The sequence below is a fragment of the Humibacter sp. genome, from assembly GCF_035547335.1.
Classification (GTDB): domain Bacteria; phylum Actinomycetota; class Actinomycetes; order Actinomycetales; family Microbacteriaceae; genus Humibacter.
Genome location: NZ_DASZVF010000002.1, coordinates 54,043 through 76,279, shown reverse-complemented (window position 1 = coordinate 76,279; position 22,237 = coordinate 54,043). Strand labels below are relative to the sequence as shown.

At 70.2% G+C, this 22,237-nt stretch carries 21 protein-coding genes; 17 read left to right on the top strand and 4 right to left on the bottom strand.

The genetic code is table 11. The annotated features are described in order from the left end of the window. Positions 1-19 precede the first annotated feature (19 nt). Positions 20-394 (top strand): FKBP-type peptidyl-prolyl cis-trans isomerase, encoded by a 375-nt coding sequence (locus VHB92_RS00380; RefSeq protein ID WP_325450261.1) that lies wholly within the window; start codon positions 20-22, stop codon positions 392-394. 36 nt (positions 395-430) lie between these two features. Here VHB92_RS00380 and VHB92_RS00375 read toward each other — a convergent pair whose 3' ends face one another. Further along, the gene (locus tag VHB92_RS00375; RefSeq protein WP_414653041.1) at positions 431-1,699 is read right to left on the bottom strand and encodes an MFS transporter; all 1,269 of its coding nucleotides are present in this window, start codon (positions 1,697-1,699) and stop codon (positions 431-433) included. A gap of 201 nt (positions 1,700-1,900) precedes the next feature. Between VHB92_RS00375 and VHB92_RS00370 the strand changes: the two genes are divergently transcribed. Next, positions 1,901-2,425, top strand: a complete 525-nt coding sequence (locus VHB92_RS00370; RefSeq protein WP_325450257.1) for an adenine phosphoribosyltransferase — start codon at positions 1,901-1,903, stop codon at positions 2,423-2,425. Positions 2,426-2,542: 117 nt separating this feature from the next. Beyond that, positions 2,543-4,078, top strand: a complete 1,536-nt coding sequence (locus VHB92_RS00365) for a carboxylesterase/lipase family protein (protein WP_325450255.1) — start codon at positions 2,543-2,545, stop codon at positions 4,076-4,078. Here the strand turns inward: VHB92_RS00365 and VHB92_RS00360 are convergent. Continuing rightward, positions 4,062-4,895 (bottom strand): alpha/beta hydrolase, encoded by an 834-nt coding sequence (locus VHB92_RS00360; RefSeq protein WP_325450253.1) that lies wholly within the window; start codon positions 4,893-4,895, stop codon positions 4,062-4,064. The genes VHB92_RS00365 and VHB92_RS00360 overlap by 17 nt on opposite strands. Positions 4,896-5,050: 155 nt before the next feature. Between VHB92_RS00360 and VHB92_RS00355 the strand changes: the two genes are divergently transcribed. Continuing rightward, positions 5,051-6,220, top strand: coding sequence for a hypothetical protein (locus VHB92_RS00355; protein ID WP_325450251.1), 1,170 nt, complete (start codon positions 5,051-5,053; stop codon positions 6,218-6,220). Between the two features lie 170 nt (positions 6,221-6,390). Beyond that, complete coding sequence (rpsO, locus tag VHB92_RS00350) at positions 6,391-6,660, top strand: 30S ribosomal protein S15 (protein ID WP_146317451.1); 270 nt, start codon at positions 6,391-6,393, stop codon at positions 6,658-6,660. Positions 6,661-6,858: 198 nt separating this feature from the next. Here rpsO and VHB92_RS00345 read toward each other — a convergent pair whose 3' ends face one another. Continuing rightward, positions 6,859-7,578 (bottom strand): MBL fold metallo-hydrolase, encoded by a 720-nt coding sequence (locus VHB92_RS00345; RefSeq protein ID WP_325450247.1) that lies wholly within the window; start codon positions 7,576-7,578, stop codon positions 6,859-6,861. 125 nt (positions 7,579-7,703) lie between these two features. On the opposite strand from VHB92_RS00345, the gene VHB92_RS00340 reads away from it, so the two are divergent. The 4 genes from VHB92_RS00340 (at position 7,704) to VHB92_RS00325 (ending at position 12,040) form a co-directional block, all read left to right on the top strand. Next, the gene (locus tag VHB92_RS00340) at positions 7,704-8,282 is read left to right on the top strand and encodes a TetR/AcrR family transcriptional regulator (protein WP_325450245.1); all 579 of its coding nucleotides are present in this window, start codon (positions 7,704-7,706) and stop codon (positions 8,280-8,282) included. 169 nt (positions 8,283-8,451) lie between these two features. Continuing rightward, the gene (pdhA, locus tag VHB92_RS00335) at positions 8,452-9,603 is read left to right on the top strand and encodes a pyruvate dehydrogenase (acetyl-transferring) E1 component subunit alpha (RefSeq protein WP_325450243.1); all 1,152 of its coding nucleotides are present in this window, start codon (positions 8,452-8,454) and stop codon (positions 9,601-9,603) included. Next, positions 9,600-10,583: an alpha-ketoacid dehydrogenase subunit beta gene (locus VHB92_RS00330; RefSeq protein ID WP_325450241.1), complete on the top strand. Its 984-nt coding sequence runs from the start codon at positions 9,600-9,602 to the stop codon at positions 10,581-10,583. Before pdhA ends, VHB92_RS00330 begins: the two co-directional genes overlap by 4 nt. After that, positions 10,580-12,040, top strand: coding sequence for a dihydrolipoamide acetyltransferase family protein (locus tag VHB92_RS00325; protein WP_325450239.1), 1,461 nt, complete (start codon positions 10,580-10,582; stop codon positions 12,038-12,040). The genes VHB92_RS00330 and VHB92_RS00325 overlap by 4 nt, the downstream gene beginning before the upstream one ends. 275 nt (positions 12,041-12,315) lie before the next feature. On the opposite strand, the gene VHB92_RS00320 is transcribed toward VHB92_RS00325, so the two are convergent. After that, entirely contained in the window at positions 12,316-12,978 is a 663-nt protein-coding gene (locus VHB92_RS00320) for a TetR/AcrR family transcriptional regulator (RefSeq protein ID WP_325450237.1), read from the bottom strand. Positions 12,979-13,070: 92 nt separating this feature from the next. Between VHB92_RS00320 and VHB92_RS00315 the strand changes: the two genes are divergently transcribed. The 8 genes from VHB92_RS00315 (at position 13,071) to VHB92_RS00280 (ending at position 22,012) form a co-directional block, all read left to right on the top strand. Next, on the top strand, positions 13,071-14,696 hold the full coding sequence (locus tag VHB92_RS00315) for a carboxyl transferase domain-containing protein (protein WP_325450235.1): 1,626 nt from the start codon (positions 13,071-13,073) through the stop codon (positions 14,694-14,696). A 5-nt stretch (positions 14,697-14,701) separates the two neighbouring features. Next, complete coding sequence (locus VHB92_RS00310; protein ID WP_325450233.1) at positions 14,702-16,846, top strand: acetyl/propionyl/methylcrotonyl-CoA carboxylase subunit alpha; 2,145 nt, start codon at positions 14,702-14,704, stop codon at positions 16,844-16,846. Beyond that, complete coding sequence (locus VHB92_RS00305; protein ID WP_325450231.1) at positions 16,843-18,054, top strand: acyl-CoA dehydrogenase family protein; 1,212 nt, start codon at positions 16,843-16,845, stop codon at positions 18,052-18,054. The genes VHB92_RS00310 and VHB92_RS00305 overlap by 4 nt, the downstream gene beginning before the upstream one ends. Before the next feature lie 154 nt (positions 18,055-18,208). Next, a complete protein-coding gene (locus VHB92_RS00300; RefSeq protein ID WP_325450229.1) occupies positions 18,209-18,763 on the top strand; it encodes a MaoC family dehydratase in 555 nt (184 codons plus the stop codon). Further along, positions 18,760-19,773: a CoA ester lyase gene (locus tag VHB92_RS00295; RefSeq protein ID WP_325450227.1), complete on the top strand. Its 1,014-nt coding sequence runs from the start codon at positions 18,760-18,762 to the stop codon at positions 19,771-19,773. The genes VHB92_RS00300 and VHB92_RS00295 overlap by 4 nt, the downstream gene beginning before the upstream one ends. 184 nt (positions 19,774-19,957) lie before the next feature. Further along, on the top strand, positions 19,958-20,584 hold the full coding sequence (locus VHB92_RS00290) for a hypothetical protein (RefSeq protein WP_325450225.1): 627 nt from the start codon (positions 19,958-19,960) through the stop codon (positions 20,582-20,584). A 125-nt stretch (positions 20,585-20,709) separates the two neighbouring features. Then, positions 20,710-21,168: a VanZ family protein gene (locus tag VHB92_RS00285; protein ID WP_325450223.1), complete on the top strand. Its 459-nt coding sequence runs from the start codon at positions 20,710-20,712 to the stop codon at positions 21,166-21,168. A gap of 64 nt (positions 21,169-21,232) precedes the next feature. Then, positions 21,233-22,012, top strand: a complete 780-nt coding sequence (locus tag VHB92_RS00280) for a fructosamine kinase family protein (protein ID WP_325450221.1) — start codon at positions 21,233-21,235, stop codon at positions 22,010-22,012. The last annotated feature ends 225 nt before the right edge of the window (positions 22,013-22,237 follow it).

Genomic DNA, 22,237 nt, shown 5'->3' with positions numbered 1-22,237 from the left:
GGTGCCGTTGGATGGTGGGATGAGCGATACGCAGAAGTCCAAGCCCGAGATCGATGCCCCACAGGGGCCGGCCCCCGAAGAGCTCGACATCGTCGACATCATCGAGGGCGACGGAGCCGAGGCGACGCCGGGCGCCACGGTCGACGTGCACTACCTCGGCGTCGACTACGACTCCGGTGAGGAGTTCGACTCCTCGTGGAGCCGCGGACAGTCGATCCAGTTCCCGCTGCAGGGTCTCATCCAGGGCTGGCAGGACGGCATCCCCGGCATGAAGGTCGGCGGTCGCCGCCAGCTCACCATCCCGCCGGAGCTCGCGTACGGTCCGGCAGGGAGCGGGCATCCGCTCGGCGGCAAGACCCTGATCTTCGTGATCGACCTGCTCGACGTCAGGTAATCGGCCCTTCAGAACCATCCGATGCACCCGGATGCCTCACGGCTCCGGGTGCATCGCGTCGTAGTGGCGGAATGTGGGCTGAAGGCGCAGCAGGAGCACGACGGCGGCGATGATCACCAGGCCTCCGAGTGCCGGCGGGAACCACAACGCGACGAGGGCAGCCGCTGCGCCCGCATAGAGGTCTCCGAGTCTCGGTCCTCCCGTCACCACGACCGTGAAGACGCCTTGGATGCGCCCGCGCATCGTGTCGGGCGTCGCCGTCTGCAGGATCGTCTGCCTGAAGATCGACGAGACGTTGTCCGCCGCGCCCGCGCCGGCGAACAGCACGCTGGCGATGGCGATCGCCGACAGATCCGGGTGGCCCGAATCCGCTGAACCGAACCAGCCCGTGGCGAGCAGTCCGAGCTCAGCGCCCAGGGCGAGGATGAATGCGCCGTACACGATCACCGATCTGCCGACCGCGAGCCCCTGCATCCTGACGTGGCCGAGCGGCCCGGAGAACACGCTGGAGATGAGCGCTCCGATCGCGAACGCCGCCGTGAGCACGCCCACCGTGACGGCACCGCCGCCGAGCACCAACGCGCCCGCGGCCGGCAGGATGACGCGCGGCTGCCCGAACGTCATGGCGATGATGTCGACGATGAACGACATGCGTACGTTCGGCGCCGTCCGCAGGAATCGCAGGCCCTCGACGAGCGATTCCCACCCGGGCTTCGCAGCCTCGCCCTCCGGCACGATCGCCGGGAGCGTGAGGATGCCGAGGAACGCGAACACGAAGAGCACGACGTCGACCGAGTACGTCCAGCCGAAGCCGACCGCGGCGACGAGCACTCCGGCGAGTGCCGGCCCGAGCGTGACCATGACGCCGGTCGAGATGCCGCCGAGCGCGGATGCCGCGGGCAGCAGCTCGCGGGGCAGCAACCGTGGGTAGATCGCCATGCGCGTGCTGCTGATGACCGTGGCGGCCACCGAGTTCAGCGTGGCGAGCAGATAGAGCAGCCAGACGTTGTCCACGTGGAACCAGGCGAGGAGCGCGATGCACAGCGTCGAGCCCCACGCGACGATCGCGGAGAGCAGGGCGAGCAGCCGACGGTCGACGACGTCGGCCAGCATGCCGCCGTAGATGCCGAAGAACACCATGGGCAGCAGAGCGAACAGCGCGACCCCCGAGACGGCGAGCGTGGAGCGCGTGAGGTCGTACACCTGCAGCCCGATCGCGACGATCGTCATCTGCCCGCCGATGCCCGAGATCGCTCCTCCGATCCAGAGCCGGGCGAACGCCGGACTGCTGCGCAGCGGCCGCACGTCGACGAAGAGGGAGCGATGCGCGTCCGAGCCTTCGCGGGAGACCTCCGTCGCTCGACGTCTCGGATGCGGTCCCTCGTCGTGGTCGTGCGGCACGGGATCCGACGCTAACACGCGGCCCGTGCGCGCTCGGAGGGCGGCGCTCCGCGGTGTCGTCGTGCGCCGTCGTCCCGCGCGGCGACGCCCGCGTAAGGTGGGCGGGTGAGTCGCGCGCGTGAGGAACTGGACCGTCTGCTGGTGAGCGTCCCCGACTTCCCGGAACCCGGCATCCTGTTCCGCGACCTCGCACCGGTGTTCGCGGACGGTACGGCCTTCCGCGCACTGGTCGACGATCTGGCCGAGCACTTCGCGGGCGGGTTCGACGCCGTCGCAGGAGTCGAGGCACGCGGGTTCGTGCTGGCGGCCGCCGTCGCGTACGCGGCCGGAGCCGGCGTGCTCGTGGTGCGCAAGGCGGGCAAGCTGCCCGGCGTCGTGCTGAGCGAGACCTACGAGCTCGAGTACGGCAGCGCGAGCCTCGAACTGGAGCCCAACCGGCTGCCCGCCGGCTCTCGCGTGCTGGTGCTCGACGACGTGCTCGCGACGGGAGGAACGCTGGGCGCCTCGGCCAGGCTCATCAGCAGAGCCGGATACGAGATCGCCGGATTCGGCGTCGTGCTCGAGCTCGAAGACCTCGGCGGCCGTGCACGCCTGGCCGGTTCACCGGTCTATTCGATAGCGGCGCTCTGATCCGATAGCGGGGCTCTGATTCGATAGCAGGGCTTGGAGAGCACGCTCGAATCCATCCGTCGGGACTCGTGTACCTCCTTCGGGCACACCCGCTGCGCGCCGCAATAGCCTGACAATGTGAGTGCGACGGATGCGGCGCTCAGCGCCGCCACTGAGAGATCGGGCCCTGTCGTCGACACCGTGCACGGCCGGGTGCGCGGCGTTCACGGCGCAGCCGTGTTCACGTTCAAGGGCATCCCGTATGCCGCTCCTCCGGTGGGGCCGCTCCGGTTCCGTGCTCCGCAGCCGCCAGAGCCGTGGGACGGTGTGCGCGACGCCACGGCGTTCGGCCGCATCGCACCGCAGCCGATCCAGGCCTTCCCCGGTGCACGGCCCCGCGAGATGAGCGAGGACTGCCTCACCGTCAACGTCTACACGCCGACGCTGGAGCCCGCCGGCCTGCCCGTGATGGTGTGGATCCACGGCGGCGCCTACTACGTGGGATCCTCTGCCGACCCGCTCTACGACGGAACGAGGCTCGCTCAGCGCGGAGTCGTCGTGGTGTCGTTCAACTACCGGATCGGGCCGCTCGGCTACCTCGACCTCTCGTCGTTCTCCACGGCAGACGAGGTCTTCGAAAGCAACGTCGGGCAGCGGGACCAGCTGGCGGCGCTGCGCTGGGTGAGGGACAACATCCGTGCGTTCGGCGGCTCACCCGACCGGGTCACGCTCTTCGGAGAGTCCTCGGGCGCGGGGTCGGTGACGACCATGCTGGCCACGCCCAGCGCAGACGGGCTGCTGCACGGTGCGATCGCGCAGAGCTCGCCGGCCGGCAGCGTGTATTCGAGCGAGACCGCGCGTGTCTCGGCCGAGCGGTTCCTGAACAGACTCGACATCGGGCCGGGAGACGTCGACCGGTTGCGACGTCTTCCGCCAGGGTCGCTCATCGAGGCGTGCTCGCGGCTCATCGTCGACACCGTCGCGCTCGAACCCGGCACCATCCCGGTGGCGCCGGTGGTCGACGGCGAGTTCGTTCCCGAGTATCCGCTGACGGCGATGGCCAAGGGAAGAGCGCTGCGCGTGCCGCTCGTCATCGGCTCGAATCGCAACGAGGCCATGTTGTTCCGGCTGCTCCGATCGCCCATCGTGCCCAACAGCTCCAAGGCAGTTCAACAAATGGTCGAGCGGCTCGGCACCCCTGAGGCGCTTGCACTTCCGTCCGGATACCGCGGATACCCGCGACTGCGGCCGGCGCTGCGACTGTCCACGGATGCCGCCTTCCGCATGCCGACCGTCTGGGCGGCGTCTGCCCACAGCAAGTACGCGCCCACCTGGGCGTACGAGTTCGACTTCGCGCCGCCTCTCCTGCGGATGACGGGGCTCGGCGCCCTGCACGGAGCGGAGCTGCCGCACGTGTTCGACACGCACGTTCCGCGCGTCGTCGCGCTCGGCGCCGTGGCGAGCGGTCGCAGGCTGACCGAACGGATCCAGTCGCGATGGACGTCGTTCGCCGCCATCGGCGACCCCAATCCGCTCGGCATGGCGCCGTACTGGCCGCGCTACGACACCGAATCCCGGCTCACGTACGTCTTCGACGGCAAGGACGGCGTAGTCGCCGACCCGCACGGTGACCTGCGCCGCGCCTGGGGCGACGAGATCATCGCGTTCCGCTGACGCCGTGGTCGGGTGCGCCGCGAACGCGGGAACGGACGAGGCGCCACAGCTTTGGATGCGCCAGCACCCGGAAGTGCCCGGCGACGGGCAGGCGCACGTTGGCGCCGGCATCCTCCAGCTCGCTCCCTCCGGGGATCTGCGGGTCGAACTGAGGGAACACCGAGACGATGTCCCGGTTCGCCGACCGGTTGCCGGCCAGATCCAGAAGCGTCGTGTCGGCCGGTGAGAAGTCGCGCAGCGCGCGGGTGGGCGCCCTCGTCGCGAAGGCGGACCCCGAGAACGGGGTGGCGACGGCGATCATGCCCGCGATCCGCCATCGGGTTCGCTCCCACACCATCAGCTGCTTGCCCACCAGCCCTCCTTTGCTGTGCGCCACGACGAGCACCTCGGTCAGGTCGTGGCGCTCCAGGTAGGAGGCCGCGAGCTCCGCGGTGTCCATCACGCGCCCCACGTTGCGTCCGAGGGCGGTGATCGCGTGCGGTGGCCTGCCGCAGGCGACGGTCAGCGCGGCGAACGGATCGAGGAACCGGGGCGACTCGTGCACGCCGGGAAGAAGGAGCACGGGCGGTCCGTCGAGCGGATGCCCCGCTTCGCGCAGCATCCACCGTCTCGCCCTCGCCCCTGTGCGATGCCAGGCGGGCAGGAAGGCGGCATCCGCAAGGCCCACCGTCGCGGCTCTGACCACGTCGGCGATGGTGAGCACGGCGGGCGGCGTGCCGACGGCCGACGCGTCGGGGTCCGCGGCGACGGCGCTCGAGACAGGCCGCCGCGGCGGCGGAACGGCCTCCCCGGCAGCCTGCGGATCCGTCGTCGACATGTGTTCACGCTAGCCATCTGCGGCGCGCCCAAGTGAGCCGGTCGGACACGGAACCCGGCGGGTAATGTCGATCGGGTAATCGCACGACCCGCCGGGCGGGAATCGCCGTCCGGTCATCTGCTCTGACGTCGTCAGGGCGGGAGAGGAGACCAGCTGTGACCCCGACGAGGAAGACCAGTCCGCGCACGAAGCCGACGACGGCGGAGTCCGAGCCGGCCGTCGAGATCATGCCGGAATCCGGTGCGGAACGCGCCGACGAGGTCGTCGACGACGCGAGGGTTGCCCCCACCACGTCCGTCGATTCGGCCGACAGTAGCTCCGAACCGGCAGCCGCGAAACCAGCCGCCTCACCCAAGAAGCCGGCCGCGTCGAAGCCGGCCGCATCGAAGCCGGCCGCGTCCAAGCCGGCCGCCTCGAAGCCGAGGGCCACTGCGCCCGCGAGCCGGAAGACGGGAACCGGAGCGGCCGGTGGAACGTCGTCCGCGGCTCGCACCAAGACCGCCGGGACCGGGACCGCGAGTGCCGCAGCCGGCGCTCCGTCTACTGCGGCTGTCACCGGCACCGAGCCGGCGTCCACCGAGATGACCTCCGCCACCGCGTCCCGCTTCTCCGCCGGCGCCGCGGCATCCAGCCGCGAGGTAGTCAGCCCGGCAGCATCCAACCCCACGGAACCCGGCCTCACCGAGCCGGAACCCGAGGCCCACGCGTCTGAGCCCACCCGACCTGAGGTCACCGGCCAGGGCGCCACCGCGCCGGTCGCACCTGCGGGGCCTGCACCGGCCGTCGTTCCACTCAATGCCACCCAGCTGCAGAACGATCCGCTGCTGGGCACGCACGACGACATCATCGTGGATCTCGGACGCAAGCTTCGGTGGGCGGCGATCGGCTATGCGCTCCTCGGCATCGTCGCCTCGTGGCTCATCGCCGCACAGGTGGGGGTGGCCACGAAGAGCGGCGCTCCGTTCGCCTGGGCGCTGGCGGCGACCATCGTCATCGCGGCCGCCACGATGTGGTACTTCATCGACGTCTCGACGCGCTTCACCTCGGTGGCCGCCTACCGCAAGGCCAAGACGCCCCAGGCGATCGCCAGACTGGACCGCGGCGCCGTCGTGGGCCTCTACGGCACGATCGGGGCGTGGATCGGCGCCGCGCTCGGAGCTCTCGTGATCGTCAGCGGCACGGTCACCGCCGTGCTGACTCTGGCGTTCGGAGCGTCCGGATGGGCGTGGTTCTTCGGCGCGATCCCCGTCGTGCTGCTCTACCTCTACTGCTTCGGGCTGCTGCACTACCGTCTCCTCGAGAAGACGAGGGACGCGGTCGCCTGATCCGTTCGAGAACCGGGTGTGCAGGGCATCGCAGCGGGCTCCCCACAGCGTCACCCGCACCTCCGGCGTGCTGCTAAACTTGTCCGGTTGCCGTCAGAACGGCCGCGGAGAAAGAGCGCCCAGGCATCCGGCCTGCGGCACCGCGCAACGAGAGGAAGGGGATCGAATCTATGGCACTCGATGCAGATGTCAAGAAGGCGATCATCGAAGAGTACGCAACCCACCCCGGTGACACCGGATCCCCCGAGGTTCAGGTCGCGATCCTGACCAAGCGGATCAAGGACCTCACCGAGCACCTCAAGGAGCACAAGCACGACCACCACTCGCGTCGTGGCCTGCTGCTGCTCGTGGGTCAGCGTCGCCGCCTGCTGGGCTACCTGCAGGAGATCGACATCAACCGGTACCGCTCGCTCATCGAGCGACTCGGTCTGCGTCGCTGAGGCACAGTCGCTGAGGCGCCGACTGGCACGCGTCGATCGGCAGCTCTTCGTTCGACAACGCGAACTTCTTGCGGAACGGCCCGCCACCTCGAAGGTGGCGGTCCGTTCTCGTGTCTTCGGCGCCGACATCCGGCCGTCTACGGCCGCGCCCGCTGCCTCCCGCGGCGCCATGCCTCGGACTGCGTGGAGACGACCTCGTCAGGCTGTGGCGTCGGCACGAGCCAGTTCAGCGGCGAGTTCCCGCGTTCCGCGGTCCCATGCCGGACCGTGACCGGGCAGAACCCACCTGGCCTCCACCGTCGCGAGCTTGGCGTGCGACTCTCGCGCGGCATCCTGGTCGTCGGTGAACGGGGCGGGCTGCGGGCCGCGCTTGCCGGTGAGCACGTGCCGGGTCGTGAACGCGTCGCCGACGAACAGGGCGTCTACCGCGGGAACGGCGATGCCGATGCTGCCCGCCGAATGCCCGGGGAGCGCGACGATCCTGGGGGAGCCGGGAAGATCGAGCACGTCGCCGTCGTGCACGGGGATGACCTCGGTGAGGTACTTGGTGCGCATGCCGCCCTTGCGCATCGAGTACCAGAGGAAGCCCGTCGTGGCTCCGATGCGCGCCTTGCCCCATGCCGGGTGGCTGGACTCCTCGCCGCGAGCTCGCGCTGCGTCGGCTTCTCCTACGTACACGGGGATGCCGTGTTCGCTGCGCAGCCGTTCGGCGTAGCCGATGTGGTCGGAATCGCCGTGCGTGAGGACGACGCCTTTGATGTCGGTCACCGAGCGACCCATGGCCTTCAGCTCGGCGAGGAGGTCCGAGTACTGCCCGGCGACGCCGGCGTCGATGAGAGTGAGTCCGCCGTCGCCCTCGACGAGATAGGCGGCGATGATGTCGTTTCCGACGCGGTGCAGACCGGGGGCGAGTTGCATGGCCGGTTCCTTTCGGGGCGGTAGGGTTTGTTTTGGCTACGGTAATTAGCCATGATGGCTAATGTCAATAGCCAAGTTGGATCCGTGCGCCCGTCGCGAGCAGGGGCGCAGGAAGGGGGAAGAGGATGCCCGCACGCATCCGCACGACGAACGAGGAGATCCTGGCCGTGGCGACTCGGCTCGTAGAGGAGGGCGGCGCCGATGCGCTGACCATGAAGGCCGTGGCGGAGCGTGTCGGTGTGCAGCCCCCTTCGCTGTACAAGCGCGTGCAGAGCCGCGAGCACCTGCTTGGCCTCGTCGTCGAACGCGCGGCCCAGTCCATCGCCACCGTGCTCGACGACGCGCTGGCGGGAGCCGGGTCCGATCCGCTCGCCGCCGTGGTGGCGATGGCGCACGCCGTGCGCCGCTTCGCGCACGACCACGCGCACCTCTTCGGTCTGCTGTTCGCTCAGCTTCCTGCCGCCGCGAGACCGACCCGCGACGTGCTGGCCAGGTCGAGTGCCGCAGTGCTCACCGCAGCAGGGCGCCTGGCCGGCCCGGAACGAGCTCTGGATGCCGCGCGCACCATCACGGCGTGGACCTACGGGTTCCTCACGATGGAGCTGGCCGGCGCGTTCCAGCTGGGCGGCGACCCGGAGGGCGCGTTCGAGTTCGGAGCGAGGTCGATCGCTCGTGCGCTCGACGCGCCCGGAACGGCATCCTGAGGCCGTCTCGCGCAGCGGCATCGGGCGCCGAGCGCGCGGCACAGGGGGCAGAGGTGGCTCCGACCGGGCCCGTCGTCGTACTCTGGAAGCGACGTTCGGCAACGGTGCCGAGCGGACCGGCCAGCCACAAGCTTCGGCCGGTCACGATCGATGAAGGCTGCGTACAACGATGCTCACCATCCGACCTGGTACAGACACGTCCCTCCGTCAAGGCCAACTGGCCCGGCTGATCGCTCCGGACGGACAGCGGCTGCACGACCCCGACCTCGACCCGTGGGTCGCCGATGTGTTCGAGGAGCAGCTCCTCGGTCTGTACGAGGACATGGTGGTCGCGCGCCGCATCGACACCGAGGCGGTGGCTCTCCAGCGTCAGGGCCAGCTCGTGCTCTGGCCCCCGCTCATCGGGCAGGAGGCCGCCCAGATCGGCTCGGCTCGCGCGTTGCGTTCCGACGATTTCGTCTTCTCCAGCTACCGCGAGCATGCCGTCGCCTATGTGCGCGGCGTCACGATGACCGACATGCTGCGCGTGTGGCGAGGCTCGCAGTTCTCGGGCTGGAACCCGTACGACGTGGGCATGGCCACGCCGGCCGTCATCATCGGAGCCCAGACGCTGCACGCCGTCGGCTATGCCATGGGCATCACACACGATGGCGCGGATGCCGTCTCCGTCGCGTACTTCGGCGACGGTGCAACGAGCGAGGGCGACACGAACGAGGCGATGGTGTTCGCCGCGGCCTATCGCGCTCCCGTCGTGTTCTTCTGCCAGAACAACCACTACGCCATCTCCGAGCCGGTGGGGCTGCAGGCGCAGAAGCCGCTCGCCGACCGCGCACCGGGCTTCGGCATCCCGAGCATCCGTGTCGACGGCAACGACGTGCTGGCGGTGCTCGCGGCGACCCGCATGGCCGTCGACCACGCGAGAACGGGCGGCGGCCCGATGTTCATCGAGGCGGTCACGTACCGTCTCGGCCCGCATACCACCTCTGACGACCCGACCAAGTATCGCGAGGCCGCAGAGCTGGAGACGTGGCGCGAGCTGGATCCGCTGGAGCGCACACGGCTCCGGCTGGTCGACGCCGGCGTGCTGACGCAGGAGCGTGAGGCGGCCGTGAAGGCGGCATCCGGCCGGATCGCGAAGGAGCTGCGCGAAGGATGCCTGTCGCTGCGTCCCCGCGACCCGCTCGCCATCTTCGACGACGTGTACGCGAAGACTCCCGACTCGCTCCGCCGCGAACGGGATGCCTACGCCGCGTACCTCGCGTCGTTCGACGGCGCGGAGACGACCACCGGCGACGCCCGGAGCGAGGGGGTCGCCCGATGACCGAGCTCACGCTCGCGAAGTCGATCACGACGGGTCTGGCCGATGCGCTCGCAGCAGACGACAAGGTGCTGCTGCTCGGGGAGGACATCGGCAAGCTCGGCGGGGTTTTCCGCGTGACCGACGGCCTCCAGGAGCGGTTCGGCGCCGACCGGGTGATCGACACGCCCCTCGCAGAGGCCGCGATCATCGGCACGGCGGTCGGACTGGCCTACCGCGGCTTCCGCCCCGTCTGCGAACTGCAGTTCGACGGCTTCGTCTTCCCCGGCTTCGACCAGGTCGTCGCGCAGGTGGCGAAGATGCGGTACCGCACGATGGGGGCCGTCAGCATGCCGATCACCATCCGGGTGCCGTTCGGCGGCGGCATCGGCTCGGTCGAGCACCACTCCGAATCGCCGGAGGCGTACTTCGCGCACACGCCGGGTCTTCGGGTCGTCGCGTGCTCGAACCCCCAGGACGCCTACACGATGATCCGCCAGGCCATCGAATGCGACGACCCCGTCGTCTTCTTCGAGCCTAAGCGACGCTACTGGTCCAAGGGCGACGTGCTTCCCGACGTCGCAGACGCGCCGTCGCTGGACCGCGCGCGGGTGGTGGCCTCCGGCTCCGATGTCACGCTGGCCACGTACGGCCCGCTGGTGCAGACCGCGAAGGACGCAGCGCTCGCCGCAGAGGACGAGGGCGTCTCGGTGGAGGTGATCGACCTCAGATCGCTGGCGCCACTGGACGAAGAGGCCATCGTCGCGTCCGTTCACAAGACCGGCCGCCTTGTGGTCGCGCACGAGGCCGCGCGGTTCGGCGGGATGGGAGCCGAGATCGCGGCCATGGTCACGGAGCGCTGCTTCGACACCCTCCTGGCGCCGCCGCTGCGGGTGACGGGCCACGACATCCCGTACCCGCCTTCCGAGCTCGAGGAGCACTATCTGCCCGACCTCGACCGCATGCTCGACGCGGTCGACCGTGTGATGGGGGTGCGGGTATGACCGTCAAGGAATTCGCGCTGCCCGACCTGGGTGAGGGCTTGACCGAGTCCGAGGTGGTGGCGTGGCGCGTCGCCGTCGGCGACGAGGTCGAGCTGAACCAGATCATCGCGGAGGTCGAGACCGCCAAGGCGCTCGTCGAGGTGCCGTCGCCCTTCGCGGGAGTCGTGCGCGAGCTGCACGCCGAGCCGGGCGAGACGCTCGAGGTCGGCGCACCGTTGATGTCGGTCGAGGTGGAGAGCGAGGCCGAGAGCGCAACCGAGGGTGACGAGCCGGCCGACGAGGATGCCCGCGAGCCGTCGTCCGCCGAGTCGCGCCTCGCCGAGCCGGTCGCTGTGGGCGCGCGGTCGTCCGCGGCCAGGCCCGTGGTGAAGAACGAGGGCGGGCGCCCGAAGGTGACCGGAGCCGCCGCCACGGCGCAGGCGTCGGCCGCCGAGGTAGCGGAGGTCGTGGAGGTCGTGGACGGCTCGTCAGCGGTCCGCGCCGATGGGTCGACCGGGGATGTCGACGCCCCGGCCGTCGACGAACCGGCCGTCGAGGAACAGGCGGTCGAGAGACCCGCGGACGAGGAGCGTCACGCGGTGCTCGTCGGACGTGGCCCGCGCGCCCAGTCTGCCCGCCGTCCGAAGCGCAGAGCACGCTCGGGACGCCTGGCCGAGCCCGTGAGCTGGCAGCGGCCGGACGGCATCGGACGCCCTGCCTCCGAGGCACAGGGGGAGGAGCGGCCGGCTGCGGCCCGCGACGAGACGGCCGCCGACGCGGGTCACGAGACGAGATCGCCCGTGACCGGGGTGCGACGGCGCACAGCAGAGGCGATGGTGCGCAGTGCAGCAGTGCCGCAGGTGACGGAGTTCCTCACCGTCGACGTGACGCGCAGCATCCGGCTGCTCGACCGGCTCGCGCAGTCGCCGGACTTCCGGGGCAAGCGGGTCACGGTGCTCACGCTCTCCGCCAAGGCGTTGTGCCTCGCGCTCGCCGCCACCCCGGAAGCGAACGCGCACTGGGACGACGCGACAGGTGAGATCGTCGCACCTGCCGGCGTCAACCTGGGGATCGCTGTGGCGAGCCGTCGCGGGCTCGTCGTGCCGAACATCCCGAACGCTGCGGCACTACGCATGCCGGAGCTCGCCGACGCCATCGCCGGGCTGGTGCAGCGCGCCCGCGACGGCAGGTCGGCTCCCGCGGAGTTCCTGGGCGGTACGGTCACCATCACGAACGTCGGCATCTTCGGCGTGGATGCCGGAACCCCGCTGCTGAACCCCGGGGAGACGGCGATCCTGGCGCTCGGAGCCGTCGGCCTGAGGCCATGGGAGCACAAGGGCAGGGTGCGGTTGCGGCAGGTCATGACGCTGAGCCTCACGTTCGATCACCGCGTGATCGACGGCGAGCAGGGGTCACGTCTGCTCCGGGATCTCGGAAGGATCCTGGCGGATCCGGCGACCACGCTCGCTCTTGCCTGAGCAGGCGTCAGGGCGGAGAGCCGCAAGCGGGTCGCATGCGACAGAGCCACTAGCAGCAGAACCGCAAGCAAGAGAGCCCAAGCAAGAGAGCCGCAAGCAGGAGAGCCAAGCACCACAACTCGGAGCACGGGTCTCACAAGCCACAGTCCCTGAACGGGCGGAGCATGTCGGAGCGCACATCTGAACACCAGCTGCGCTCGTTCAGGGGCGGTGATCCTCCCGCGCGCAGGGAGCGCCAGGCGGGGCCAAGCGGTCGCCGGATGCCCTGTCCTTCGTCAGGTCCGGGGCAGGAGGCAGGCCATCGCCATCTCCCGCAGCAGCGTGCCGACCACCGAGAGCGGCGGACGGCTCGCGGTCTGCGTGCGGCTGGAGTGCGGCGTGGAGTTGATGAGCCCGAAGACGGCGTGCGCCCGCACGCGCAGCGACCTGCGGTCCTCGTCGTCGTGCAGCTTCTCGAGCACATCCACCCAGAGCTCCACGTACGTGCGCTGCAGCGTTCGCACCCTCGCTGCGTCGGCAGGCGAAAGGCTCTCGAGATCACGATCCTGAGCGCGGATGACGTCGGGTTCCGACAGCGCGAAGGCGACGTGGAACGCAATGAGCGCGACGAGCGCGTCGTGTGCGTCGATGGCATCCTCGACGCAGCGGCGCCCGCCGGACAGCAGCCCTTCGCTGACGCCGATCAGCAGCGCGGCGAGCACGGCCTGCTTGCTCTGGAAGTGGCGGTAGACGGCCGGTCCGCTCACGCCTGCCGCAGCGCCCAGGTCTTCCATCGAGACACCGGCGAACCCGCGCTCCGCGAAGAGCCTGGCAGCCGCCGTGAGCAGCGCCTCGCGGCGATCCGCCTTGGCCCGGCTGCGTGGCGTGCCGGCCGTTTCGCCGCCGTTTCCCGCGGTGTTCGACGTGCGCCCGGCATGCGTGCCCGTCTCGCTGGTCATGCTTCGACTCTAGACACTTCGGTTAATGATCGCTAACGTTTATTCGGTTAGAGCGGACTAACCGAATCGCGAGGAGGCGGCGGACGATGTCGATGACGGGAACCTCGGCCGTCGCGACGGCGAGCGATGGCGATCCGGCGTCGGCGGCCGCCGGGCAGGGCACCCAGCGCGAGCTCGTCGCGGAGTTGCGCGCTCGCCTCGCCCGGGCGGCGTGGGGAGGGTCCGACCAGGCGAGAGAGCGGCACACGGCAAGGGGCAAGCTGCTGCCACGTGATCGTGTCGAGCGCCTGCTCGACACCGGCAGCCCGTTTCTCGAGGTGGCTCCGCTGGCAGCGACCGGCATGTACGACGACGAATGCCCGGCGGCGGGTGTCATCGCGGGCATCGGGCTCGTGAACGGCAGGCACGTGATGATCGTCTGCAACGACGCGACGGTCAAGGGCGGCACCTACTTCCCGATGACGGTGAAGAAGCACCTCCGGGCTCAGGAGATCGCGCTCGAGAACAGGCTGCCGTGCATCTACCTGGTCGACTCGGGCGGCGCCTACCTGCCGATGCAGGACGAGGTCTTTCCCGATCGCGACCACTTCGGCCGCATCTTCTACAACCAGGCGAGGATGTCGGCGGCCGGCGTGCCCCAGATCGCCGCCGTGCTCGGCTCCTGCACAGCGGGCGGTGCGTACGTGCCCGCCATGAGCGACGAGAACGTCATCGTGCGCGGCCAGGGGACGATCTTCCTCGGCGGGCCGCCGCTCGTGAAAGCCGCGATCGGCGAGGAGGTCTCCGCTGAGGAGCTTGGCGGGGGAGACGTGCACTCCAGGATCTCCGGCGTGACCGACCACCTCGCCGAGGACGACGAGGACGCCCTCCGCATCGTGCGGGAGATCGTCGCGACGCTCCCGCGTCCGCTCGAGCCGGCGTGGGACGTCGTCGCCGGGCGCCCTCCCGCGAAGCCGACGGCATCCGTGCTCGACATCGTGCCTGTCGATCTGCAGGCCGCATACGACGTGCACGAGGTGATCGACGCCCTGGTCGACGGCGGCACGTTCGCCGAGTTCAAGCCGGAGTACGGCGCCACCCTCGTCACGGGGTTCGCGCGCCTGCACGGGCATCCGGTGGGCATCGTGGCCAACAACGGCGTGCTCTTCAGCGAGTCCGCCGTCAAGGGCGCTCACTTCATCGAACTGTGCGACGCCCGTGGCATTCCGCTGGTGTTCCTGCAGAACATCTCCGGCTTCATGGTGGGCAGGGATGCCGAGGCAGGCGGCATCGCCAAGCACGGCGCCAAGATGGTCACCGCCGTCGCCACCACGAGGGTTCCCAAGCTCACCGTGGTGATCGGGGGATCGTTCGGGGCCGGCAACTACTCGATGTGCGGGCGCGCCTACTCGCCACGGTTCCTCTGGATGTGGCCGGGCGCGAGGGTCTCCGTCATGGGAGGCAGGCAGGCTGCTTCCGTGCTCTCGACCGTGCGTCGCGACGCGCTCGAGAAGCGCGGAGAGACATGGAGCGCCGACGAGGAGCAGGCGTTCACGGAGCCGATCCGCCGCCGCTACGAGGAGCAGGGCAGCCCGTACTACTCGACCGCACGGCTCTGGGACGACGGCGTCATCGACCCGGCCGACACCAGGACCGTGCTCGGACTCGCACTCGACGTCGTCTCCCGATCCCCGCTGCCCGAGGCCGGTGAGCCCCGGTTCGGCATCTTCCGGATGTGACCGCCATGACCGACCCACTGCCGCACGCCGCTCCCTTCGGCACTGTCCTCGTCGCCAATCGCGGTGAGATCGCGTGCCGCATCATCCGCACGCTCCGCGCCATGGGCATCCGCCCGGTCGCCGTGTACAGCGACGCCGACGCCGGCGCTCGCCACGTGCGCGAAGCGGATGCCGCGTACCGGATCGGACCGGCAGAGGCGGCGCACAGCTACCTCGACATCGAGGCCGTGCTCGACGCCGCCCGGCGAAGCGGAGCGGAGGCCGTGCATCCCGGGTACGGGTTCCTGTCGGAGAACGCCGACTTCGCCAGAGCGTGCACCCGGGCGGGCATCGTCTTCATCGGCCCGCCGGCCGAGGCCATCGAGGCGATGGGCGACAAGGTGCGCGCGAAGCTCCTCGTCGCGGAGCACGGCGTGCCGGTCACACCAGGGGTGGACGATCGGACGCTGGACGACGAGGCGCTCGCCGCTGCCGCCGAGCGCATCGGGTTCCCGGTGCTCGTGAAGCCCTCGGCAGGTGGCGGAGGCATGGGCATGGTCGCCGTGCGGGAGGCATCCGAGCTGCCGAACGCCCTGGCGACAGCGCGTCGCGTGGCCAAGGCCGCCTTCGGAGACGACGCGCTGTTCCTCGAGCGCCTGATCGACACTCCCCGGCACATCGAGGTGCAGGTGCTGGCCGACGCGCACGGGTCCGTCGTGCACCTGGGAGAGCGCGAGTGCTCGCTGCAGCGCCGACACCAGAAGGTCGTCGAGGAGTGCCCGTCACCTGTGGTCGATGACGCGCTGCGGGAGCGGCTCGGGGATGCCGCGTGCCGGGTGGCCCGCTCCGTCGGCTACACAGGAGCAGGCACCGTCGAATTCCTGATCTCCGACGCCGACCCGTCGTCGTTCTCGTTCATGGAGATGAACACGCGGCTGCAGGTGGAGCATCCTGTCACCGAGCTGGTCACCGGCGTCGACCTCGTCGAGCAGCAGGTGCGCATCGCGGCCGGGCTTCCGCTGCCCTTGACGCAGCACGACGTGCGGATGAACGGCCACGCCGTGGAGGCCCGGGTGTACGCGGAGGATCCGGAACGCGGGTTCCTTCCCGCGACGGGACACGTGCTCGCGCTGCACGAACCGACGGGTCCCGGCATCCGTGTCGACAGCGCTCTGATTCCGCACCTGGAGGTGACGGCCTCCTACGATCCCATGCTCGCGAAGATCATCGCGGCAGGAGCCGATCGCGCGGAGGCCTTCGACCGGCTCTCCGGCGCACTGCACGACACCGTCGTGCTCGGGGTCACGACCAACGTGTCGTTCCTCCAGGAACTCGTCGACGACGCCGACGTGCGCGCCGGCAGGCTCGACACCGGCCTCATCGGGCGAATGCTCGACACCGCGGAACGTGACCCTGCCCACGCCCAGCACGGTGTGCCTGAGCATGTGGTGACTCTCGCCGCGCTCGCTCTTCACGACGATGCCTGGCGAGCCGGCTCGGATGCGCCGTGGTCGCGACCGACGGGCTGGCGGATCGGGGCGCGGGTGCCTGCCAGATATGTCTTCGCCGCCGGTGACGGCATCGTCGAGGTCGACGTCGACGGCGCACCGAGCGCCGCGAACGTGGCGGTGGGTGGCGGCACGCCCTTCGCGGCAGCCGTGCTCGACCGCATCGACGACCGCATGCTCGCGCAACTCGACGGCAGCGCGATCACGGTGCATCTCGTGCGCGACGGTGACCGGCTGCTGCTCTCCGATCAGGGCCGGAACTGGGCGCTCACGATGCTGCCGAGCGCGCGGTCCGCTTCCGCTCGCGGAGCGGCGGGGCGCGCATCCGGCGAGGCCGAGCCCGTGCTGCGTTCGCCCATGCCGGGCACGGTCGTGACCGTCGACGTCGCGGAAGGCGATGCGGTGGAGGCCGGCGCGAGCATCCTCGTCATCGAGGCCATGAAGATGGAGCACCGCCTCACCGCCCCGGTCGCCGGCGTCGTCCGGCTGTCCGCCCGAGTCGGCGACCGAGTGGCGGCCGACCAGGAGCTCGCCGTCATCGAACCGTCCGCAGCCGGCGACTCGGCACCCACCATCCAGGACTCTCCCCATGCCGCGCCCACCCCGGGCGGCGTCGCGGCCGCTGACGGCCGCACCATCCCCACGAAGGAAGGACCATCATGATCGAGACCGCGATGCCGCTCACCGCCAGGAATCCGGTGGGCGACGACCCGCGCCTCACCGACGAGCACCGCGAGCTGAGACGCACCGTGCGCGACTTCGCCGACCATGTGGTGGCGCCGCAGGCGTACCACTACGACACCCAGCGCACGCTGCCGATGAACGTCATCGCGCAGATGGGTCAGCTGGGTCTGTTCGGTCTGCCGTTCCCCACGGAGTACGGCGGAGGCGACCGCGACTACCTCTCGCTCTGCCTTGCCGTCGAGGAACTGGCCAGGGTCGACCAGTCCATCGCCGTGACGCTCGAGGCGGGGATCGGGCTCGGCGTCATGCCGATCTTCCGCTACGGCACGCAGGAGCAGAGGTCGCGCTGGCTGCCCGACCTCGTGGCCGGCCGCGCGCTGGCCGGATTCGGCCTCACCGAGGCGGATGCCGGATCCGACGCCGGCGCGACGCGCACGACAGCGCACGAGGACGGCGACGAGTGGGTCATCAACGGAACCAAGCAGTTCATCACCAACTCGGGAACGCCCATCACCTCGGTCGTGACGGTGACGGCGGTGACGGGGGAGCGGCGCAGGCGGGACGGCTCCGTGGCGCCCGAGCTGACCACCTTCATCGTTCCGAGCGGCACGCCGGGCTTCTCCGTGCTGCCGAGCTACGACAAGGTCGGCTGGCACACGTCCGACACGCATCCGCTCGTGTTCCGCGACGTGCGTGTACCGAAAGAGAACATGCTCGGCGAGCGCGGGCGCGGTTACGCGAACTTCCTCACGGTGCTCGACGAGGGCAGGGTCGCCTTCGCCGCGCTGTGCACGGGAGCGGCGCAGGGATGCCTCGAACAGGCGCTCGAGTACGCGGCATCCCGCGTGGTGTTCAACCACCCGATCGGACAGAACCAGCACATCGCGTTCATGCTGGCTCGCATGCAGGCTCGCACGCAGACGGCGCGCCTGGCCTACTACGACGCCGCGTTCAAGATGGCGGCGGGCGTGCCGTTCAAGACCGAGGCGTCGATCGCGAAGCTCGTGGGGTCGGAGGCCGCCGTCGCCAACGCCCACGACGCATCGCAGATCATGGGCGGCTACGGCTACCTCAACGAGAATGCGGTCGCGCGGCACTATCGCGACGCGAAGATCCTCGAGGTCGGAGAGGGCACGACCGAAGTACAGCTCATGATCATCGCCCGCTCGCTGGGCTTCGACCAGTAGCCCGGCGTCCCGCGGGTTGAGCCTGTCGAAACCCCGCCGTGAACGTCTTCCCGCGGGTTGAGCCTGTCGAAACCGCGCCGTGAACGTCCTGCCGCGGGTTGAGCCTGTCGAAACCCCCGACCGATACTCGCACTACCGAGAGAACGGAGGCGCCATGAACGCCGACGATGAGCGGATGCCCGAGCGCACCGTCGTGCAGCGGGGCCTGTACTACGACGAGCTGGAGGTCGGCACGCGCTACCTCCACCGACCGGGTCGCACCGTGACCGAAGCGGACAACGTGCTGTTCACCACGCTCACCATGAACACGCAGTCGCTGCATCTGGACGCGGCGTGGGCGGCCACCCAGCCGTTCGGCGAGCGCCTCGTGAACTCGATGTTCACGCTCGCCACCATCGTCGGCGCCTCCGTCGGCCAGCTCACCCAGGGCACGATCGTGGCGAACCTGGGCTTCGAGAGCGTGCAGTTTCCGCACCCGCTCTTCCACGGCGACACGCTCTACAGCGAGTCGCTGGTCGTGGCGAAGCGGCCGTCGGCGTCGAGGCCCGGGCAGGGCATCGTGACGTTCGATCACACGGGCCGCAACCAGAACGGCGACATCGTGGCGACCGCACGACGAGCGGCGCTGATGTGGTTCTCGGATGCTCACGAGCGAGCGCGGTCGGACGAGCACGTGCCGGCCGCCGGCGTGTCGAAGGACGAGGCGTGAGCGGGCGTCTCGGCCTGGGGCCCGCCCTGCTGTTCTGTCCCGCCGACCGGCCGGAGCGCTTCGGCAAGGCTCTGGAGCGCGCGGATGCCGTCATCCTCGACCTGGAAGACGGCGTCGCAAGCGCGGACCGGCACCGCGCGCGAGAGGCGATCGTCGCCTTCGGCCGTTCGCTCGGCGAAACGGACCAGGTGTCGGGGGACTGGGCGCCCGATCGCGCGGCCTCGGGTGTCGTCATGCGGGAGCTCTCCGCCCGTGACGGCGTCGCGCACGAGCGCTCCGCCCGTGACGGCGTCGCGCACGAGCGCTCCGCATCGCACGGCTCCGCGCCGAGCGACGTCGCGCGCACCGTCGTGCGCGTGAACGCGGTGGGATCCGCCGACATCGCCGACGACCTCGCCGCCGTCGCGGCGACCCCGTTCCGCACCGTGATGCTGGCCAAGGCGGAGTCCTCCGAGCAGCTGGACGTGCTCGCCGACGCCCTCGATGGTGTGCGCGTGATCGCCTTGTGCGAGACGGCCCGTGGGGTGCTGGCCGCACCGGAGCTCGCGCGACACCCCGCCGTCGGCGCTCTCATGTGGGGCGCCGAAGACCTCGTCGTGTCGCTGGGCGGGGCATCCAGCAGGATGCCGGACGGCACCTACCGCGAGGTGGCGCGACACGCGCGCTCCGTCGTGCTCCTGGCCGCCGGTGCTGCGGAGGTCGACGCCATCGATGCGGTGCACATCGATCTCGACGATCTCGGCGGCCTGGCCGCCGAAGCACGGGATGCCGTCGCGTCGGGGTTCGCCGCGACCGCCTGCCTCCACCCGATGCAGGTCGGCGTCGTGAGGGCGGCGTACCGCCCGACGGACGACGAGGTGGCAAGCGCCCGTGCCGTGCTCGCTGCCGCAGACGGATCCCAAGGAGCCTTTCGTCATGAGGGTCGCATGATCGACGAGCCGCTGATCGCCCAGGCTCGCGCGGTGCTGCGTCGCGCCGGAGCGGAGAGACGCGAGCCGCCGCGAGCGTGAGGGTATCGACGCTGGCCGAGGCATCCCGGTCAGCGGTCGCGTTCCGCGGCTCCGGCTCGGAGCGGTCGCGTTCCGCGTGTGCGGCTCGGAGCGGTCGCGTTCCGCGACTCCGGCTCGGAGCGGTCGCGTTCCGCGACTCCGGCTCCGAGCCGGCGCTCCGCCCGCTGCCGCTAACGTTTCAGGCATGACCCGCACGCTGCGCAAGCCGCTCTGGCGCTGGGAGCCGGGCCCCTACGTGCTTCTCATCCTCCTGCTCATCGCGACCGGATCGATTCCGCCGCGACGCCTTCCGGTCCTCTACACCGTGCTCTTCGTGCTCACGGCGGTCGTCGCCGTCGTGCTGCTCGTGCTTCTGGTGCGGCAGGGCCTGCGGGGCAGGCGGAATCCGGACTCCGCGGGCATCCTGAACAGCCTCGACGACCTGGAGCTTGTGCCGCTGAGCGCGACGGATGCCCCGATCACCCCGGTCGCCGACACGGCGCGACACCAGGCGGCGCTGGAGAGCGTCAGGGTCAGGGCCGGCGCCTCGCCGGTCGCCGTGCTCGTTCCGGATGCCACCCGCTGGCTGGGCCTGCGCATCCGCATCGCCGTGCACCTCGTCGCAGGAGACCGGGTGTACCACGCCGGGTTCCTGCCGGATCGCGCCACCGAGCGCTACAACGAGGGACTGCGTGCGCTGGCCGCACGGCGGGCCTACGTCAGCGCCCGCTCCACCATCACCGGCGCCGCCGCACGGTACGGGCTGGACGTCGACCTCGGCGCCCTTCCCGCGCTTCTCGACACGGCCGGTTCGGAAGAAGCGCGAGCGTAGCATCTGCTGGACGCCGAACGCGCCTCGCCAGGCGACGGAGTCTCATTGTGGACTGTCGGCTGCCCCATGGCGGGTGCCCAGCCTGTCGGCAGCCGGCATCCAGCAGGCTCCGCCAAGCTGAGGCCATGTTCCGGCGGCATCCCTTTCTCAGTGTTCTGACGCTGATCTACCTGGCTGCCGTCGCCTGGATCACGCTCGGCCCCCAGCCGCAGGTGGCGAGCAAGAACAGCATCGTCATGCAGGTGCTGCGAGTGCTCTGGGAGCATCCCGCCACCGAGTGGATTACGTACAACGGGGTCGAGTTCACCGCCAACATCGCGATGTTCGTGCCGATCGGCCTCTTCTTCCTGCTCCTGTTCGGTCGCAGCAGATGGTGGCTCGCGATGGGCATCCCCTTCCTCATGACGCTCGGCATCGAGACAGCTCAGATCTGGGTCCCTGGACGAGTGTCCGACATCCGGGATGTGATCTCGAACACGCTGGGCGCGATGGTGGGCGTGCTCGTCGGGCTCGCGCTGACGGCGCCCAGGGCACGCAGGGAGCGCGCGTCCGCACGTGCGACGGCCTCGCTGACGCACCGCTGACCGACGCGGTCGGGCCGCGATGCCCTTCTCCCCCGACGGCTTCCGGCTGAGTAGCGTTGGACCGATGTCCGACACCATCGTGAAATCGAACGCGGATGCGCCCCCGCGCTTCTTCGAAGCGGAGGCGGCGGGACTCGCGTGGCTCGCCGACGCCGGCGGCGCCCGCGTGGTGCGGGTGGTGCACGTCGAGCCGGGCAGCATCGAACTGGAACGGATCCACACGGGCCGGCCTCAGGTGCGCGCCGCACGCGAATTCGGCTCCGCGCTCGCGGTGACCCACGACGCAGGCGCGGCAGCATTCGGCGCGCCGCCTCACGGCTGGAACGGCCCCCTCTTCATCGGCCGTCGGCCGCTCAGTGCCGCGCACGAGAGCACGTGGGGCGGGTTCTACGCCCGCGAGCGGGTGCTGCCGTACCTCGAGCTCGCGATCGAGTCGGGAGGGGTCGGCCGGGGCCAGGCATCCATCGTGCGACAGGCCTGCGAGGAGGTGGCGGCAGGCGTGTTCGATGACGACGACCCGCCCTCGCGCATCCACGGCGACCTGTGGAACGGCAACGTGCTGTGGTCGCCGACGGGCGTCGTGCTCATCGATCCGGCAGCGCACGGTGGACACCGCGAGACGGATCTGGCGATGCTCGCGCTGTTCGGATGCCCGTACCTCGACGAGATCGTCGAAGGGTACGAGCAGACGCATCCGCTCCGCCCCGGCTGGCGGGAGCGCATCCCGCTGCATCAGCTGCACCCGCTCGCCGTGCACGCCGCCGGCTACGGCCGGGGGTATGGGGACGCGCTGGCGGATGCCGCGGCTCGCGTGATCGCACTCGCGGACGCCACACGCCGTTGAAGAGGCCGGGCACTAATCGTCGGCGCAGACCGTGGTGCTGCCCACGGCCGCGCCGGCCGTGGGCTCCCGGGCCCGGAACCACCCTCTCTGCTAGGATCGTCAAGGTTCACGTACCACATGAAACTCGCCCTGCGGATCAGGCAGGCAGCTGGTCCTCGGTGGTGGAATCCCAACCGCACTCCGTTTCCGCTTCGATGGCGGCCGGCACTGGTGCGGGTGGTGCTC